We start from the raw sequence: 17,214 nt of genomic DNA on the forward strand, positions 1-17,214 counted from the left end.
GAAACACATATGACGACCCTCAACGTTGCCGACCACATGCACACGCTTGGCGCTCAGGCCAAAGCAGCTTCCGCGCAAATGGCCAAAGCCTCTGCGGCAGTCAAAAACATGGCGCTGCGCAAGTTGGCCGCTTTCCTGCGAGAGAACATGGCTGCCTTGCAAATTGACAACGCCAAAGACATTGAGCGCGCCATCGCCGCTGGCCTTGACGCCCCCATGGTCGACCGCTTAAAGCTCACACCCAAAGTCTTGGAAACCTGTGCCCAAGGGTGCGAACAACTTGCGGCTATGCCTGAGGTGATTGGTGAAATCACCGGCTTGAAAGAGCAACCCAGTGGCATTCGTGTGGGCCAAATGCGCGTGCCTTTGGGCGTGTTCGGCATGATTTTCGAAAGCCGCCCCAACGTGACGATTGAAGCGGCTTCGCTGTCGATCAAGAGCGGCAACGCCTGCATCTTGCGCGGTGGCTCGGAAGCCATTGACTCCAACAAAGCTTTGGCCAAGTTGGTACAACAAGCTTTGAGCGAAAGCGGCCTGCCCACCGACGCCGTGCAACTGGTGCAAACCACTGACCGCGAAGCGGTGGGCCACCTCATTGCCATGCCTGAGTTTGTGGATGTCATCATCCCGCGTGGTGGCAAAGGCTTGATTGAGCGCATCAGCCGCGACGCCAAAGTGCCTGTCATCAAGCATTTAGATGGCAACTGTCACACCTATGTCGACGACCCTTGCGACATCGCCATGGCCGTGACGGTGGCCGACAACGCCAAGACCCAAAAATACAGCCCTTGTAACGCCAGCGAAAGTTTGCTGGTGGCGCGTGGTGTGGCTGCTGAGTTCTTGCTAAAAATTGGCGCCATTTACGCCGCCAAAGGTGTGGAGATGCGTTGCTGCCCAGAAGCCAAAGCCATTCTCGCCAGCGTGAAAGGCGCGAACCTCAAAGACGCAACTGAGCAAGATTGGTTTGAGGAATACCTCGGCCCCATCATCAGCGTCAAAGTGGTGGACGGGTTAGATGCAGCCATTGCGCACATCAACCACTATTCGAGCCACCACACCGAATCCATCCTCACGCGCGACCACATGCACGCCCAGCGCTTCTTGCGCGAGGTGGACTCGTCCAGCGTGATGGTGAATGCCAGCACCCGCTTTGCAGATGGTTTTGAATACGGTTTGGGTGCCGAAATAGGCATTTCCACCGACAAATTCCACGCCCGAGGCCCAGTCGGCATTGAAGGCTTGACCTCGCTCAAATACGTGGTGCTGGGTCAAGGCGAAATTCGCGTTTAGAACATGTCTTGCCAACGTCCTAGAATTGCCCTCCACCTATAAGGACACCATGGTTCCCCACCTCATCACGGCCCTCAACGGCCCCATCAACGAGCTTGAGCAACGCATCCTCGATTCCATGCCCGCCATCGAGCGCTGGTTTCGCTTGGAGTGGATGGAGCACACGCCGCCGTTTTATAGCTCGGTCGACATTCGCAATGCAGGTTTTAAGCTCGCACCGGTCGATACCAACCTCTACCCAGGCGGCTGGAACAACCTCACGCCCGAGATGCTGCCCCTCGCCGTGCAAGCCGCCATGGCCGCAATTGAGAAGATTTGTCCCGAAGCGCGCAACCTGCTGTTGATTCCCGAGAACCACACACGCAACACCTTCTATTTGTCGAACGTGGCGCAGTTGCAGCGCATCTTCCACATGGCGGGTTTGAATGTGCGCGTGGGCTCGATCAACCCCGAGATCAAAGAAAACACCACCATCGACTTGCCCAATGGCGACAGCGTCACGCTAGAACCGGTCATTCGCGGCAAGCATCGCTTAGGACTGAAGGACTTTGACCCTTGCACGATTTTGCTCAACAACGATTTGAGCGCGGGCATCCCCGGCATCTTGGAAGACCTGCATGAGCAACATTTGTTGCCACCGTTGCATGCCGGTTGGAGCGTGCGCCGCAAGAGCAAACATTTCGAGTGCTACGAAGAAGTAGCCAAGCGTTTTGGCAAGTTGTTGGGCATCGACCCGTGGCTCATCAATCCCATGTTTAACCAATGCGGCGAAGTTAACTTTGCTGAGGGCACGGGCATGGAATGCCTCAAGACCAATGTGGACGCCCTGCTCACCAAGGTCAAGCGCAAATACAAAGAGTACGGCATCAACGAAAAACCATTCGTCATCGTCAAGGCCGACAACGGTACCTACGGCATGGGCATCATGACGGTGCGCGATGTCAAAGACCTCGATGTCGTCAACCGCAAGACGCGCAACAAAATGAGCGTCGTCAAAGACGGCCAAGAAGTGAACCAAGTCATCATTCAAGAAGGCGTGCTCACGCATGAGCGCCTGAACGATGCGGTGGCTGAGCCCGTGGTCTACATGATGGACCGTTATGTGGTGGGCGGCTTCTACCGTGTGCATGCCGATCGCGGCGTGGACGAAAACTTGAACGCACCTGGCGCGAGTTTTGTGCCCTTGGCGTTCGAGCAAAGTGCACACACGCCGCAGCCGGGCATGAAGCCTGGTGCTAGCACGCCAAACCGCTTTTATATGTATGGCGTCATTGGTCGGCTGGCCATGCTGGCTGCGAGTTACGAACTCGAAGCCACCGACCCTGAAGCAGAGAATTACGACTGAGGTAAATGATGGAACAACACGGTAAATCGTCGCTTGCGGCGCTCACCCTAGGCGCGATTGGCGTCGTTTACGGCGACATTGGCACCAGCGTGCTGTATGCGATGAAAGAAGTGTTTGGTTCGGGCCATGTGGAGTTCACGCCCGACAACATCTACGGCATCTTGTCCATTTTCTTTTGGACACTGACCGTCATTGTTTCCATCAAATACGTGGCCTTGGTTTTGCGTGCCGACAACCACGGTGAAGGTGGTTTGGTGGCCATGTTGGCTTTGGCGTCGATGGCGGTCAAAGACCGCCCTGTGTTGCGTCAGCGCATGTTGATCGTGGGCATCTTCGGCACCTGTTTGTTTTATGGTGATGGCGTCATCACGCCTGCCATTTCGGTCCTGTCGGCGGTGGAAGGTTTGGAGGTGGTGTCACCCGCCTTCAAGAAATATGTGATCCCGCTCACTATTGTGATTTTGTTTGGCCTCTTCGCTGTTCAAAAGCGTGGCACCAGTGGCATCGGCAAATTCTTTGGCCCTATCACGGTGGTGTGGTTTGCGGTCATTGCTGCTTTGGGCGTGTATCACATCGCAGAACATCCTGAAATCATGTGGGCCATCAGCCCACACTACGCCGTGATGTTCATCGTGAATGAGCCTGCCATCACCTTTTTGATTCTGGGTGCGGTGGTGTTGTGCGTGACGGGCGGTGAGGCGTTGTATGCCGATATGGGCCACTTCGGCAAGAAGCCGATCCGCATTGCATGGTTCACGGTGGTCATGCCATCGCTTACGCTGAATTACTTTGGTCAAGGCGCTTTGTTGTTGACCGACCCTTCTGCTGTGGCCAACCCTTTCTTCAATATGGCGCCTGATTGGTTGCTCGTGCCCTTGGTTGTTTTGGCAACGGCCGCCACAGTCATTGCCTCGCAAGCCTTGATTTCAGGCGCATTCAGCGTGACGAAGCAAGTGGTGCAAATGGGCTTCTTGCCGCGCTTGCAGGTGTTGCACACGAGCGTCAAAGACACGGGCCAAATCTACATCCCGTTCGTCAACTGGGGCTTGTTTGCCGTCATCGTGTTGGCCGTGATGATGTTCAAGTCTTCTAGTAACTTGGCAGCGGCTTACGGCATTGCTGTGTGTACCGACATGCTCATTACCACGGTGCTGACTTTCTTCGTGATTCACTACGGTTGGAAATACCCCTTCTGGTGGTGTTTGGCTGCAACAGGCTTTTTCTTTGCCGTCGACTTGGCCTTCTGGGCGTCGAACCTGTTGAAGTTGTTCGAAGGCGGCTGGTTCCCTCTGCTGATTGCCTCCGTCATCATGATGTTCATGCTGACATGGCGCGATGGGCGTGCCATTCTTTCTGAGAAACGCAAAGAAGATGCGCTCGACCTGAGTAGCTTTTTGGATGCTGTGTTCTTATCGCCTCCCACCCGCGTGGAGGGCACAGCGGTGTTCTTGACGTCTGGCAAAGGCGCGGTACCCAACGCCATGCTGCACAACTTGAAGCACAACAAAGTGCTGCACAAACAAAACTTGTTTGTGAACGTGCAAAACCACGAGGTGCCTTGGATTGCAGAAGACGAGCGCCTTGAAATTGCAGCGATTGGCAATGAGTGCTGGCAGGTGGTGATTCACTACGGATTCAAAGACGACCCAGATGTGCCTGGTGCTCTGAGTCATCTCAACGGCATGGGCTGTGAAGTCAGCCCCATGACCACCAGTTACTTCTTGTCGCGTGACAGCATCGTGCCCACGGTGGCCGGTGGTATGGCGCAATGGCGTGAAAAGCTGTTTGCACAGATGCACCTCAACGCCAGCTCGGCGGCTGACTTCCTGAACTTGCCTAGCAACTCCGTGGTGGAGCTGGGCAGCAAAATCGAAATCTAAACCTCATGCATATTCTCTTCGTCGCAGACCCGCTGGCGTCCTTCAAAATTTACAAGGACACGACGTTTGCGATGATGCGTGAGGCGCAGCGCCGCGGCCACCAAGTGTTGGCCTGCGAGCCGCAAGACATCGTGTGGCAAAGCAGCCAACAGGTCTCGGCGCGCGTGCAGCAGGTGCGTTTGACGGGAGACGCTGAGCATTGGTTTGAAGTGCAAAGCGTGGACGAGCACTACGCGCTCAAAAGTGCCGATGCCATTGTCATGCGCAAAGACCCGCCGTTTGACAGCGAGTACTTCTACGCCACGCACTTGTTAGAGCAGGCCGAGCGCGAGGGCGCGAAGGTGTTCAACAAACCCGCAGCTTTGCGCGATCACCCAGAAAAACTAGCCATTCTGGAGTTCGCCCAATTCATCAGCCCCACGTTGGTCACGCGCAGCGCTGATGCGATTCGCGCATTCCATGCGCAACACCGCGACATCATCTTGAAGCCTCTTGACGGCATGGGTGGCATGGGCATCTTCCGCGTGAAAGACGATGGCTTGAACTTAGGCGCGATCACCGAAACCCTCAACCGTGATGGCGCACAAACCGTCATGGTGCAAAAGTTCATCCCCGCCATCGACAAAGGCGACAAGCGTGTGCTCGTCATCGGCGGCAAGGTGGTGCCCTATTGTTTGGCCCGTATTCCACAAGGCGGAGAAGTGCGTGGCAACTTAGCCGCAGGCGGCAAGGGCGTGGCGCAAGCTATCTCTGCGCGTGACCAAGAAATTGCACAAGCCCTCGGCCCCATCCTCGCCAAGCGTGGCTTGTTGTTGGTGGGCTTAGATGTCATCGGTGACTGTCTCACCGAAGTCAACGTCACCAGTCCCACTTGCTTTCAAGAGATCTTTGATCAAACAGGCTTTGATGTGGCTGCGATGTTCATCGACGCGCTGGAAGCGTCTGCCGCTTAAGCGTGCAGCTGTCCATCTACAAACACTTTCAACTCCCCTGAGGCAAAAGGCGTCCACACCTCATTCGTCGTCAACGGCGCAGTGACGACGACAGCCACACGGTCATCGGGCGACGCGTGCTCAGCAAAGTTGATGCTCATGTCTTGGTCACTCAAAGTGGCCTTTGAAAACGGATGCTTGCGCTCGGTGTAGCAGAGGTGGGTCGACGCATGCGCCCACAAGGCCTGGCCGTTAGACAGTAAAAAGTTGAACGTGCCATGCTTGGCGATTTGTGGCACCAACTCTTTGAGCGTCAAGGTCAACTCTTCAACCGACGGCACGCTGGCATGTGACTTGGCCATCTCTTGCATCAACCAACAAAACGCGCGTTCGCTGTCGGTGTCACCCACAGGTTTGAAGCTGCCGTGCAGGCGCGGCGCGTAGCTCTCAAGGTTGCCGTTGTGTGCAAACACCCAGTAACGGCCCCACAGCTCGCGCACAAATGGGTGGCAGTTTTCTAGCGACACCACACCTTGCGTGGCTTTGCGAATGTGGGAAATGACGTTGCGGCTTTTGATGGGGTATTTGCGAATCAGTTCGGCCACAGGCGATGTGCTGGCCGGCAAGTGGTCGATGAAATGACGCAATCCACGGTCTTCTTCTGACCCTTCAAAAAATGCAATTCCCCAGCCATCGGCATGGTGGTCGGTCACGCCAGCACGTTGCGCGAAGCCACTGAAGCTAAACGTGGCATCCGTCGGATTTTTGCAATTGAGGCCGAGAAGTTGACACATGGTGTTTCAATCAAAAGTCAAAGGGTGTGTTGACGCGGTTGACGAATGCGCCACGCCGCCAACAGTGCCAGCAGACAAACAAATGAGAGTATCAAAAATACTTCATCAAATGCAGCCAGGCGCGTGGCAGACGTGGCGGTATTTTTGAGTGAATCCCCGTGCACGGCCAATCGCCACTCAAGCAAGATGCCGCAAAGGCTCACGCCCACGGCGCCACCTAGCATGCGCAAAAAATTGATCACGCTGGCGCCTTGCGGAATCAAGCTGCCGTCCATGCCACGCATCGCACCAATATTGAGCGAAGGCAAGATAAAGCCCAAGCCGATGCGTCCCAAAATAGCGAAGGCCACCAGCACCCACAAGCCTGTTTGCAAACTCACGGTGAGCATCAGCGCGAATGAAAGCGCCAACAGCACCAAGCCAAAACTCACCATCAAGTGTGTGGGGTGCGTGCTGGAGTACCTGCCTACGATGGCTATCGTGAACGCCAACAGCAAGCCCGATGGCAATAACAATGTGCCCACATAACTCGGTGACAAACCCAAGCCAAGTTGCAAATACAAGGGCAGCAAGTAGGTGGAGCCAAACATGGCAATGCCGTAAATGAAAGCCACGGTGGTGCCCATCGCAAACGGACGATGGGCAAATAATGTCAAGTTCATCAGTGGTTTGCCATCGTTTCGCGTTTGTACACGCTGCCACGCGACAAAGCCCACGGTGCACAAGGCAGCTGACCCCATCAAGGCGAGAGAGCCCGCGACATTGCCACTGTGCAACATCACCAAGCCATTGAGCAAACACAAGGTGCCCACGGTGGCGAGTGCGAGACCACCTAAGTCAAGCGAGGGTTTGCCGTGGTTGGCACTCACGCCACCGGGTGCGGTGGTGGGTACGAAGCGCATGGCCATCCACATGGAAATTGTGCAGAACGGCACCACCATGAAAAACAGAGCGCGCCAACTCAACCAGTCCACCAACAAGCCGCCAATGCTGGGACCAAGTGCCGGGGCTAACACCACACCCATGCCAAAAAAGCTGTTCGCGCGGCCTTGTTCTGAGGTGTCAAACGCACGCAAGATGATGATGGCTGGAATGGGTTGGACCACACCAGCCGCTAAACCTTCAATCACGCGTGCTGCCAGCACCAAGTTGTAATCGGTGGAGAGGCCGCCCGCGATACCAGCGCCGAGCAGCACCCACATGCAACCCATATACGTGGTGCGGTAGCCAAAACGCGCCAAAAGCCAAGGTGTGGTGAGCATAGAGACGGTCATGGCCACCATGAAGCTAGAGCTCACCCATTGCGCTGACTCTTGGCCGATGCCGAACTGCAAACTCATGTCGGGAATGCCCACGTTCATGATGGTGGACGACATGATGGCTGCCATCGAGCCAATCATCACCGTGGTGAGCATGAGCCAGCGGTGGCGGGTGCCGTAGCGGCTTTGCAGGTCAGCGAGCGAGCCCTGTTCAGCCATGCGATTCTTTCAAGGCACATGCTTGGCAAATGCAGGCTTTGTTTTGCGCAGCGGCTGGCACTTTGGCTAGCAACTCTGGCGAGAACGACACATCCACACACCAGCACTTGGCAACGGGTTGCCCGTTGGCTTTGCCTACCTCCATCGCGCATTGATTGGGCTGGCCGCACAAGGGGCATGCACAGGAATCAACGGAGGCCGATAAGGGTTTAGGCATACCTGAAAGTGTAGCGAAGCGAACAAGGCACAATCTCAAAAACATATGTACGAATTCCCGCCCACGCCACAAGCTGCTCAGTTGCGGCTAGACCATGTCAGTCCCAAAGACTACGCACACACGCGCAATTCTTTGGATGGCGCGGTCACGCATTTGTCGCCCTACCTCACACATGGATTTTTAAGCGTGCCCGACGTGGCCAGCGCCATGTACCACCAGTATCGCGTGGGTGTGCAACACAAGCTGATTTATGAGTTGGGGTGGCGCGAATACTTTCAGCACATGCACCACCACTTAGGTGCGGGCATTGCGCTGTCTTTGCACGAAGGTGTGTTGCCCGAGTCTGACTACAGCGCCGAGTTGCCAGAAGACGTGCGACACGCCTGCACCCGCGTGCCCGTGATCGACAACGCCATTCGCATGCTCTACACCACTGGCTATTTGCATAACCATGCACGCCTGTGGTTGGCCAGCTACATCGTGCACTTACGCAAAGTGCATTGGCGCGTGGCGGCCGATTGGATGTACAGCCATTTGCTGGATGGCGACATCGCTAGCAATTACCTCGGCTGGCAGTGGGTGGCTGCCACAGGCAGCAGCAAGCCATATTTTTTCAATGCAGATACCGTGGAAAAGTTTGCCCCTGAAATTTGGCACAGCCGTGGCACGTCGATTGATGTGAGTTATGAGCTGATGGAGATCTTGGCCAACAGCTCGGCGACGGTGGCACAGGTGCGCAAAAACGAATTGGCGTGGGACGAGCCAGTGGTGTTGACTGAACCGCCGTCTGAATTAGGGTTTACAAAACCTGCAGCCAGCGATGTGGCGGGTAAACATGTGTGGTTGGTTCATCCCTGGGTACTGGCTGATTTGCCTGCGGACTTACCTGCTGATGTGGTGTGTGTGGCTGTGGCGTTTGCCGAGCACACACAGACGCATCCGTGGAATGCTTTACGTTGGAACTTTGTGGCCGAGCGCATGGCAGCGCTCACGCCGCATCGCTGGTTTGCGTCTGCTGAAGAGGTGGTGCAGGCATTGGCCGCTGCGCAGAGCGTGCAAACCGTGGCGCATTTGTGTTTGCCTGACCTTGCTGCAAGCCATGTGCAACTGCGCCCTGCACCGCGCTTATTCCGCAACATAGACAAGCCCATGGACTCGTTCAGCAAATGGTGGGTGCAGGTTAATAAAAATGTGCGCCATTTGCAGCAGCTGGTGTATCCGCTGCCAGCCCGAACACCCGCACCTTAAATACGCTTGAACGCTTGTTATTCGCCGGGTGCTGGGTGCACCTTCGTGATGAAGTATTCGGTCTCGCCAAAGCAAGTGGGCAAGCCCTTGTGCTGTTCGTATTCGATCACCACTTTTTGGCCAATGTGTGCGTTGATTTGCTCAGCTACCGCATCGTCGCGCACAGTGAATGCAAATTTTTCAGGCACAGCGGGCAAGGTAGCCAGTGCGCGAATTTGTTCGCCTTCCCAGGTCTTGCAGACCCAACCCTTGTAGGAAAGTTTTTGCACGAAACCCACGCTCTCGCCTTTGGAATAAGTGAAGTGGTAGGCGAAGGCCAAGTACAAGCCTAGACCAATGACCACGGTCAACACCAAGCCGATGACGGTGCGCAGTGCAAATCGAATCAGCGTGCTGATGAAGTTGTTAGTCATGGGTGTGCTTTCAAAAAAGTTCAATGTGATGAATCATAGTGGCCCTGCCAAACAAAAGCGGCTTCCGAAGAAGCCGCTTTGTTGCGAGCCACTGTCAGTGATGACAGCTGTCTCAGCTTTAATTAAACCGTTCCAGTTTTAATCAAGCCGTTCCAGCTTTGATCAAGCCGTTCCAGCTTTCACCTTCAAGCGCCATGCGTGCAGCAGAGGCTCTGTGTAGCCGCTAGGCTGCTCTTTGCCTTTGAACACCAAGTCGAGGGCGGCTTGATAAGCGGGTGCTTTGGCAAAACGTCCAGCCATTTTTTGGTACAGAGCGTCGCCTGCGTTTTGCTTGTCAACCACCGAGGCCATGCGCTTGAACGTGGCATTCACTTCGGCGGGCGTCACCACGCCGTGATGCAGCCAGTTGGCAATGTGTTGGCTAGAAATACGCAGCGTTGCGCGGTCTTCCATCAGGCCCACGTTGTGGATGTCTGGCACTTTTGAACAGCCCACGCCTTGGTCAACCCAGCGCACCACATAGCCCAAAATGCCTTGCACGTTGTTATCCAACTCTTCTTGCTTCTCAGCAGGTTTCCAGTTGGGCTTGGCGGTCACAGGCACTTGCAGCAAGTCGTTCAAGAGGCTGTCGCGCACTTTGCTGTAGTCGATCTTCTCCAACTCTTTTTGCACATCCGTTACCTTGACTTGGTGGTAATGCATGGCGTGCAACACAGCCGCTGTGGGGCTTGGTACCCACGCGGTGTTGGCGCCAGCTTTAGGATGGCCAATCTTTTGTTTCAACATCTCGGCCATCAGGTCGGGCATGGCCCACATGCCTTTACCGATTTGCGCTTTGCCGCGCAAGCCGCATGACAAACCTGCCAACACGTTGTTCTTCTCGTAGGCTTGAATCCATGCGCTGGTCTTCATATCGCCTTTGCGCAACATGGGGCCTGCTTGCATGGCGGTGTGCATTTCGTCGCCGGTGCGATCTAAGAAGCCGGTGTTGATGAACGCCACGCGGCTAGCCGCTGCGGCGATACAGGCTTTCAAGTTCACGCTGGTGCGGCGCTCTTCGTCCATGATGCCGAGCTTGACGGTGCTGTCTTTGAGGCCCAACACTTTTTCAACACGACCAAACAACTCGCATGCAAACGCCACTTCGGTGGGGCCGTGCATTTTCGGCTTGACGATGTAGACCGAGCCTGTGCGTGAATTGCGAATGCCTTTTTTGCCATGGCCCTGCAAGTCGTGCAAAGCGATCGTCGTGGTGACCACAGCGTCCAAGATACCTTCTGGGATTTCGTGTGTCGCGCCATCTTTACCTTTGTAAAGAATGGCGGGGTTGGTCATCAAGTGGCCCACGTTGCGAAGGAACAGCAATGAGCGGCCGTGCAGTTTGACGGGCTTACCGTCTTTGCCTTTGTATTCGCGGTCAGCGTTCAGGCCACGTGTGAACGTCTTGCCGTTTTTCTCGACGGATTCAGTCAAGGTGCCTTTGACGATGCCCAACCAGTTGCTGTAGGCCAGCACTTTGTCGTCCGCATCCACCACGGCCACGGAGTCTTCCAAGTCGAGGATAGTTGATAAGGCGGCTTCCACAATCAGATCGCTCACGCCTGCTGGGTCAGTGGCGCCGATGGGGGTGTTGCGGTTGATTTGCAAGTCGAGGTGCAAACCGTTGTGCACGAACAGCACAGATGACGGTTCAGCCATCTTGCCTTGGAAGCCGACAAACTGAGCGGCCTTGGCTAGCTTGGTGGTTTTGCCGCCTTTGAGGGTGACGACCAATTCGCCATTCACCACAGCGTAGCCGGTGGAGTCGACGTGCGAGCCGCTCTTCAATGGTGCGGTGCGGTCCAGCACGTTGCGTGCGTATGCAATCACTTTGGCGCCGCGCACGGGGTTGTAGCCCTTGCCTTTTTCTGCGCCGTTGGTTTCTGGCAGTGCATCGGTGCCATACAAGGCGTCATACAAAGAGCCCCAGCGTGCATTGGCAGCATTCAAGGCATAGCGAGCGTTGAGCACGGGCACCACCAGTTGTGGGCCAGCTTGCAAAGCCAATTCAGCGTCGACGTTTTTGGTGGTGGCTTTGACTTTGGCGGGTTGTGGCACGAGGTAGCCAATTTTTTCCAAAAACTTGCGATACGCCTTCATGTTGCCAATAGGGCCCGGATTTTGTTTGTGCCATGCATCCATTTCGGTTTGCAGGCGGTCACGCTCGGCTAGCAAAGCGATGTTCTTGGGAGCCAAGTCTTGCACGATGGCATTAAAGCCTTTCCAAAATTTATCGCTGCTCACACCCGTGTTTGGCAACACTTTGGTTTCGATGAATTTGTACAAGTTGGTGGCAACTTGCAGGCTGTGCACAGCAGTGCGCTTGGTGGTGTCTTGGCTCATGGTGAGGTCTCTCTCTGGATAAATCAAAAACGTGAAATCAGAACGAATCTTATTGGATTGCGTTGGGGGTATTGCGTCGCTAACTATTGGGCTGTCGTGACAAATAGAAGGGTAATCCGTGGCGCTTGCTTGAATTACTTTTCGGCAATCAGCAATTGTCCGTGACGCAGACCTCGCCAAGTGCCTAGGGTCAACCCCAAAATGAGCAGAGACGTCACAGCCAACAGCAAAGTGGCGGGCATTTGCAACCAAGATCCGCCATGCTCTTGTGACATGCGAAACGTCAGTGCGGTAATCGCGGCCATCGGAAAACTCATAGCCCAGTGACCTAGCCCGAATGCTTGTTCACGAATGCTCTCTAGTTGGGTCAGAGACAAGGCTAAAAAGAATGCGCCAATTCCCCACATCACCCAGACTGCAGGAAGTGGCGCGTGGAGTGCGAGCAAATCCAACCCAATGATGGACGGCGGCGCGATGGTGATAAATAGCGAGGCCGACATGCGAGTTGGCAGCGGCCCTGCTTGTGCCATGCGAACAAATAAGAGTGTTTGCAGTACAGGCCACAACAGCAATCCAACGCCCAATTGTGCGCAAGCCCATGCCTCTAAGCCAATGGGAACACCGGCCAAAGGGGCTAGCGCATTGCCCACCACAGGAATAAAAAACACAGGCGTGAAGGTGCTCCATTGAAAGCCGCCCTTGTCAGCGCTATTGAGCCAGCGGCTGATCACCCACACCGTTGCTGCGATTTCCAAAATAGAGCCTACACACCATACAAAAGTAAGCACCGTGTTGAGCGCGCGCGAAGCATTCCAAAACAAGTGAACGCCAATGGTGGCGAGCAGCATGATGGAAATGGGGAGCGTCGCCATGAATGCGTGGCGAACCGGGTGACGCATATCGGCTGCGACTGCGTTGGGATGAGCGCTCATGCGGGTCAAGCAGGCGATGCAAAGCAAGGAGAAAACCAGCAGTGAAAAAATTGCGCCCACCAAGCCTAGACCTAAGGCTGTTTCTCCCAGTACTTCAGTGGCGCGCAGCCATGCCAGTGTTAAACCACCCCAGCCCATGACCATGGCAAACCATGCGGGGGACAGGTGCTCTGTCAAAGCGATAGCGCGAGTGATGCGGGTGGTTTGAAGTACGGGGGTGTGAGAATTCATGCAACAGATTTTAGGGCGAGGCTCTGTTTCTTGCCCGTGGATAATTCAAGCATGGACAAACTCAAAGCCTTTGAGTCTTTTGTGTCGGTGGCCTTGAAAGGCAGCTTGACGGCTGCTGCCAAAGCCGAGGGTGTGGCACCTGCCATCATGGGGCGACGCTTAGACAGTTTAGAAGCTCACTTGGGCGTCAAGCTTTTGGTGCGCACCACGCGACGCATCACACTCACACACGAAGGCACGGCATTCCTCGAAGACTGTCAACGCTTGCTGGCCGAAGTGGCCAACGCCGAAGCGAGCGTGAGTGCGGGCGGGCTCAAAGCCAGCGGACACTTGCGCATCACCGCGCCTGCTGGTTTTGGACGTCGCCATGTGGCGCCGCTGGTGCCCAAGTTTCACAGCATGCATCCGGATGTGACGGTGTCGCTCAACCTGAGCGACCGTGTGGTTGATTTGGCCGCCGAAGGGTTTGACTGCGCTGTGCGCGTGGGTGATTTGCCCGACTCATCCTTGGTGAGTGTGCGCATGGCCGACAACCGCCGGTTGTGTGTGGCTACGCCTGAATTTTTGAAACGCTACGGCACACCCAAAGTGCCCAGCGACTTGATGCGTTTTCGTTGCTTGACTTTGTCAAGTGACGCCTCACAAACGCGCGGCTGGGCGTTTCGTCTGCCAGTCACTGTCAAGCACAGTGAGGGAAAAACCAGCGAAGGCTCAAGTCATGAAGTGATTCACTTGCGTCCCAGCGGCCCTATGGATTGTTCGGACGGCCAAGTGCTGCACGACTGGTGTTTGGCGGGCCATGGCATAGCTTGGCGCAGCACGTGGGAAGTAGAAACTGAAATTAACAGCGGTCAACTGGTGCCTGTGTTGGAAGAATTTGCCGCACCGCCCAACGGCATTTATGCCGTGTTTTCACAACGCAAACACTTGCCTTTGCGCCTGCGCTTGTGGATTGACTTTCTCAAAGACCATTACGGCCAGGCGACCTACTGGAGCGGCACGTAAAATCTGCCCATGCTCCAAGTTAAACAAGAATTGCTGGCCGCCCTGAGCCAAGCCCTCGACGGTTTGTTGCCCGGCTCTGGCAACAAGGCCGCTTTTGAATCCCCCAAGGTTGCCGCACATGGCGATTACGCCATCACCGCTGCCATGCAGCTGGCCAAACCCCTCAAGCTCAACCCCCGTCAACTCGGCGAGCAACTGCGCGACGCGTTGTTGGCAGCGCCTGTGTACCAACAGTGGGTGCAAGACATCGAAATCGCTGGCCCCGGCTTTATCAACATCCGTTTGAAGCCCTCGGCCAAACAACAAATCGTGCGCGAGGTGTTGGCGGCCAAAGATTGTTTTGGTTTCCAAGCCGACAACGGCCAACGCGTGTTGGTCGAGTTCGTGTCTGCCAACCCTACCGGCCCGCTGCACGTGGGCCACGGCCGACAAGCCGCGCTGGGCGATGCGATTTGTAATTTGTTTGCGACGCAAGGCTTCAACGTGTACCGCGAGTTTTATTACAACGACGCGGGCGTGCAAATCAACACCTTGGCCAAGAGCACGCACTTCCGCGCCCAAGGCATCAAGCCTGGCGACGCCAGCTGGCCGGTGGACCCTGAGAACCCAGAGAGCAAAGCGTTTTACAACGGTGACTACATCCAAGACATCGCCACCGATTTCTTGGCTGGCAAAACCGTCAAGTCTGACGACCGTGAATTCACCGCCAGCGGCGATGTGAACGATGTGGACGGCATGCGCGAATTTGCCGTGGCCTATTTGCGCCACGAGCAAGACCTCGACTTGAAAGCCTTTGACGTCAAGTTCGACAACTATTACCTCGAGAGCAGCCTCTACACCAGCGGCAAAGTAGCCGATGCGGTGGGCCGCTTGCAAGCAGCTGGCAAAACCTACGAACAAGACGGTGCGTTGTGGCTCAAGTCCACCGACTACGGTGACGACAAAGACCGTGTGATGAAAAAAACAGACGGCACGTACACCTACTTTGTGCCGGACGTGGCGTATCACATCACCAAGTGGGAACGTGGATTTACCAAGGTGGTCAACATCCAAGGCACTGATCACCACGGCACCATCGCCCGCGTGCGCGCTGGCTTGCAAGCCGCCAATGTGGGCATTCCCGAGGGCTACCCCGACTACGTATTGCACACCATGGTGCGTGTGATGCGCGGCGGCGAGGAAGTGAAAATTTCCAAGCGTGCCGGCAGCTACGTGACCTTGCGCGACTTGATCGAGTGGACCAGCAAAGACGCAGTGCGTTTCTTTTTGCTGAGCCGCAAGCCCGACACCGAGTACACCTTCGACGTGGACTTGGCCGTACAAAAGAACAACGACAACCCCGTGTACTACGTGCAATACGCGCACGCCCGCATTTGCTCGGTGTTGCGTGCTTGGGCTGACAAAGATGGCGGCAAAGTGGCTTCGCTGCAAGACGTGGACCTGTCCGCTCTTGAGAGCCCACAAGCGCAAGCCCTCATGTTGCAACTGGCCAAATACCCCGCCATGCTCTCGGCCGCATCGGCCGACTTTGCGCCGCATGATGTGACCTTCTATTTGCGCGATCTCGCGGCCAGCTATCACAGCTACTACGATGCCGAACGCATTTTGGTGGACGATGAGGTGGTGAAAAAAGCCCGCTTGGCGCTGGTGGCAGCCACCGCGCAGGTGCTGCACAATGGCTTGGCGGTATTGGGTGTGTCAGCCCCCGCCAGCATGTAAAAACGACGGAGATTTTGATGCGTATGAACCGGCAACGCGGCGGGACTTTGGTGGGCTTCATCATCGGCTTGGTGGTGGGCTTAACCGTCGCTTTAGGTGTGGCGGTTTACGTCACCAAAGTGCCCATTCCTTTCATGAACAAAGGCCAAGCGCGCTCTGCCGATTTGGATGCGGCAGAAGCTGAAAAGAACAAAGACTGGGATCCCAACGCGCCGCTCTACGGCAAAAAGGGCGCGAAGTCGGCGGACAAACCGGATGAGTCCAAGCCTGATGCTGCTGCCAAGGTTGATCCTAAGAGTGCAGACCCCTTGGGCGATTTGGCCAAAGTGAAAGCCGCAGAGCCCAAGCCCGCAGAAACCAAAACACCTGAACCCAAGGCTGCCGAGCCCAAAGCAGCCGAGGCCAAACCTGTCAGCACAGACCCATTCATTTATTTCGTTCAAGCTGGCGCATACCGCACCACTGAAGAAGCCGAAGCGCAACGTGCCAAGACGGGCATGCTAGGCCTAGAAACCAAAATCAGCGAACGCGACCAAGGCGGCCGCACGGTTTATCGTGTGCGCGTGGGCCCACTCGACAAAGCCGAAGCCGAACGCGTGCGTGCCAAGCTGGAAGCCGCTCATATTGATTCCGCCATGGTGCGGGTGCAACGTTAAACACCAAGAGGTAACCCATGAAACGTCGTGATTTTTCTTTGGCCGCCATCAGCGCTGCTACTGTGACTGGTTTGCCTTTGGCGGCTCATGCCCAAGGTCCTGCTGCAGCAAAAAAGCCTGTGGAGGGCACAGACTATTTGTCACTCGACAAGCGCGTGCCCACCGATGTGGGCGCGGGCAAGATTGAGCTCATCGAGTTTTTTTGGTACAGCTGCCCACATTGCAATTCCTTCGAGCCGCAGTTCGCGGCTTGGTTGAAGGCCGCCCCCAAAGATGTGGTGGTGCAGCGCGTGCCAGTGCGCTTTCGTGATGACTTTGAAGCCCAGCAACGCGCGTACTACGTGTTTGAATCGCTCAACATGGTTGACGCTATGCACGGCAAGTTGTTCCACGCCATCCACAACGAGCGTCAGCAGCTCAACACCTCGCAAGCCTTGGCCGCATGGGCCAATAAAAATGGTTTGCCTGAGAAAAAGTTTTTGGACACCTTCAACAGCTTTGGCGTTGCGTCCAAGGCACGCCGCGCCACGCAGTTGCAAGACGCATTCAAGGTGCAGGGTGTCCCCGCTTTGGGCATTGCCGGTCGTTTCTACACAGATGGCTCACTCACGCAAACCATGGACCGTGCTTTGCAAGTGGCCGAATACCTGATCGGCGAAGTGCGCCGCGGTCGCTAAGCTGCATCAAGTCAG

At 55.7% G+C, this 17,214-nt stretch carries 15 protein-coding genes; 9 read left to right on the plus strand and 6 right to left on the minus strand.

Annotation, left to right across the window (positions count from 1 at the left end):
• Window positions 1-9 precede the first annotated feature (9 nt).
• From RMR24_RS06650 to gshB, 4 genes are read left to right on the plus strand one after another with little or no spacing between them, the layout of a single operon-like run.
• On the plus strand, window positions 10-1,290 hold the full coding sequence (locus RMR24_RS06650) for a glutamate-5-semialdehyde dehydrogenase (protein ID WP_310614295.1): 1,281 nt from the start codon (window positions 10-12) through the stop codon (window positions 1,288-1,290).
• 49 nt (window positions 1,291-1,339) lie between these two features.
• Window positions 1,340-2,635, plus strand: coding sequence for a glutamate--cysteine ligase (gene gshA, locus RMR24_RS06655; RefSeq protein WP_310614296.1), 1,296 nt, complete (start codon window positions 1,340-1,342; stop codon window positions 2,633-2,635).
• A gap of 8 nt (window positions 2,636-2,643) precedes the next feature.
• Window positions 2,644-4,515 (plus strand): potassium transporter Kup, encoded by a 1,872-nt coding sequence (locus RMR24_RS06660; RefSeq protein ID WP_310614297.1) that lies wholly within the window; start codon window positions 2,644-2,646, stop codon window positions 4,513-4,515.
• 5 nt (window positions 4,516-4,520) lie between these two features.
• Window positions 4,521-5,468, plus strand: a complete 948-nt coding sequence (gshB, locus tag RMR24_RS06665; RefSeq protein ID WP_310614298.1) for a glutathione synthase — start codon at window positions 4,521-4,523, stop codon at window positions 5,466-5,468.
• Here the strand turns inward: gshB and RMR24_RS06670 are convergent.
• From RMR24_RS06670 to RMR24_RS06680, 3 genes are read right to left on the minus strand one after another with little or no spacing between them, the layout of a single operon-like run.
• The gene (locus tag RMR24_RS06670; protein ID WP_310614299.1) at window positions 5,465-6,241 is read right to left on the minus strand and encodes a class II glutamine amidotransferase; all 777 of its coding nucleotides are present in this window, start codon (window positions 6,239-6,241) and stop codon (window positions 5,465-5,467) included. The two genes, gshB and RMR24_RS06670, sit on opposite strands and share 4 nt — an antisense overlap.
• Before the next feature lie 17 nt (window positions 6,242-6,258).
• The gene (locus RMR24_RS06675) at window positions 6,259-7,719 is read right to left on the minus strand and encodes an MFS transporter (protein WP_310614300.1); all 1,461 of its coding nucleotides are present in this window, start codon (window positions 7,717-7,719) and stop codon (window positions 6,259-6,261) included.
• Window positions 7,712-7,936 carry a cysteine-rich CWC family protein gene (locus RMR24_RS06680; RefSeq protein ID WP_310614301.1) on the minus strand — a complete coding sequence of 75 codons (225 nt, stop codon included), beginning with the start codon at window positions 7,934-7,936 and terminating at the stop codon, window positions 7,712-7,714. Before RMR24_RS06680 ends, RMR24_RS06675 begins: the two co-directional genes overlap by 8 nt.
• 45 nt (window positions 7,937-7,981) lie before the next feature.
• Between RMR24_RS06680 and RMR24_RS06685 the strand changes: the two genes are divergently transcribed.
• Window positions 7,982-9,184 carry an FAD-binding domain-containing protein gene (locus tag RMR24_RS06685; RefSeq protein WP_310614302.1) on the plus strand — a complete coding sequence of 401 codons (1,203 nt, stop codon included), beginning with the start codon at window positions 7,982-7,984 and terminating at the stop codon, window positions 9,182-9,184.
• A 17-nt stretch (window positions 9,185-9,201) separates the two neighbouring features.
• Here the strand turns inward: RMR24_RS06685 and RMR24_RS06690 are convergent, their stop codons facing one another.
• The 3 genes from RMR24_RS06690 to RMR24_RS06700 all read right to left on the minus strand — a co-directional run bounded on the left by RMR24_RS06690 (window position 9,202) and on the right by RMR24_RS06700 (window position 13,142).
• Entirely contained in the window at window positions 9,202-9,597 is a 396-nt protein-coding gene (locus tag RMR24_RS06690; protein WP_310614303.1) for a hypothetical protein, read from the minus strand.
• Window positions 9,598-9,759: 162 nt separating this feature from the next.
• Window positions 9,760-11,979 (minus strand): malate synthase G, encoded by a 2,220-nt coding sequence (locus RMR24_RS06695; RefSeq protein ID WP_310614304.1) that lies wholly within the window; start codon window positions 11,977-11,979, stop codon window positions 9,760-9,762.
• Window positions 11,980-12,113: 134 nt separating this feature from the next.
• The gene (locus RMR24_RS06700; RefSeq protein ID WP_310614305.1) at window positions 12,114-13,142 is read right to left on the minus strand and encodes an SLAC1 anion channel family protein; all 1,029 of its coding nucleotides are present in this window, start codon (window positions 13,140-13,142) and stop codon (window positions 12,114-12,116) included.
• 51 nt (window positions 13,143-13,193) lie between these two features.
• Between RMR24_RS06700 and RMR24_RS06705 the strand changes: the two genes are divergently transcribed.
• The 4 genes from RMR24_RS06705 to RMR24_RS06720 are packed head-to-tail and all read left to right on the plus strand — an operon-like array spanning window position 13,194 to window position 17,199.
• Entirely contained in the window at window positions 13,194-14,147 is a 954-nt protein-coding gene (locus RMR24_RS06705) for a LysR family transcriptional regulator (RefSeq protein ID WP_310614306.1), read from the plus strand.
• Window positions 14,148-14,156: 9 nt separating this feature from the next.
• Window positions 14,157-15,866, plus strand: coding sequence for an arginine--tRNA ligase (argS, locus tag RMR24_RS06710; RefSeq protein WP_310614307.1), 1,710 nt, complete (start codon window positions 14,157-14,159; stop codon window positions 15,864-15,866).
• Between the two features lie 17 nt (window positions 15,867-15,883).
• A complete protein-coding gene (locus RMR24_RS06715) occupies window positions 15,884-16,522 on the plus strand; it encodes an SPOR domain-containing protein (RefSeq protein ID WP_310614308.1) in 639 nt (212 codons plus the stop codon).
• Window positions 16,523-16,539: 17 nt separating this feature from the next.
• Window positions 16,540-17,199 (plus strand): thiol:disulfide interchange protein DsbA/DsbL, encoded by a 660-nt coding sequence (locus RMR24_RS06720; RefSeq protein ID WP_310614309.1) that lies wholly within the window; start codon window positions 16,540-16,542, stop codon window positions 17,197-17,199.
• Window positions 17,200-17,214 lie beyond the last annotated feature (15 nt).

Source organism: Limnohabitans sp. (assembly GCF_031539105.1).
Classification (GTDB): Bacteria; Pseudomonadota; Gammaproteobacteria; order Burkholderiales; family Burkholderiaceae_C; genus Limnohabitans.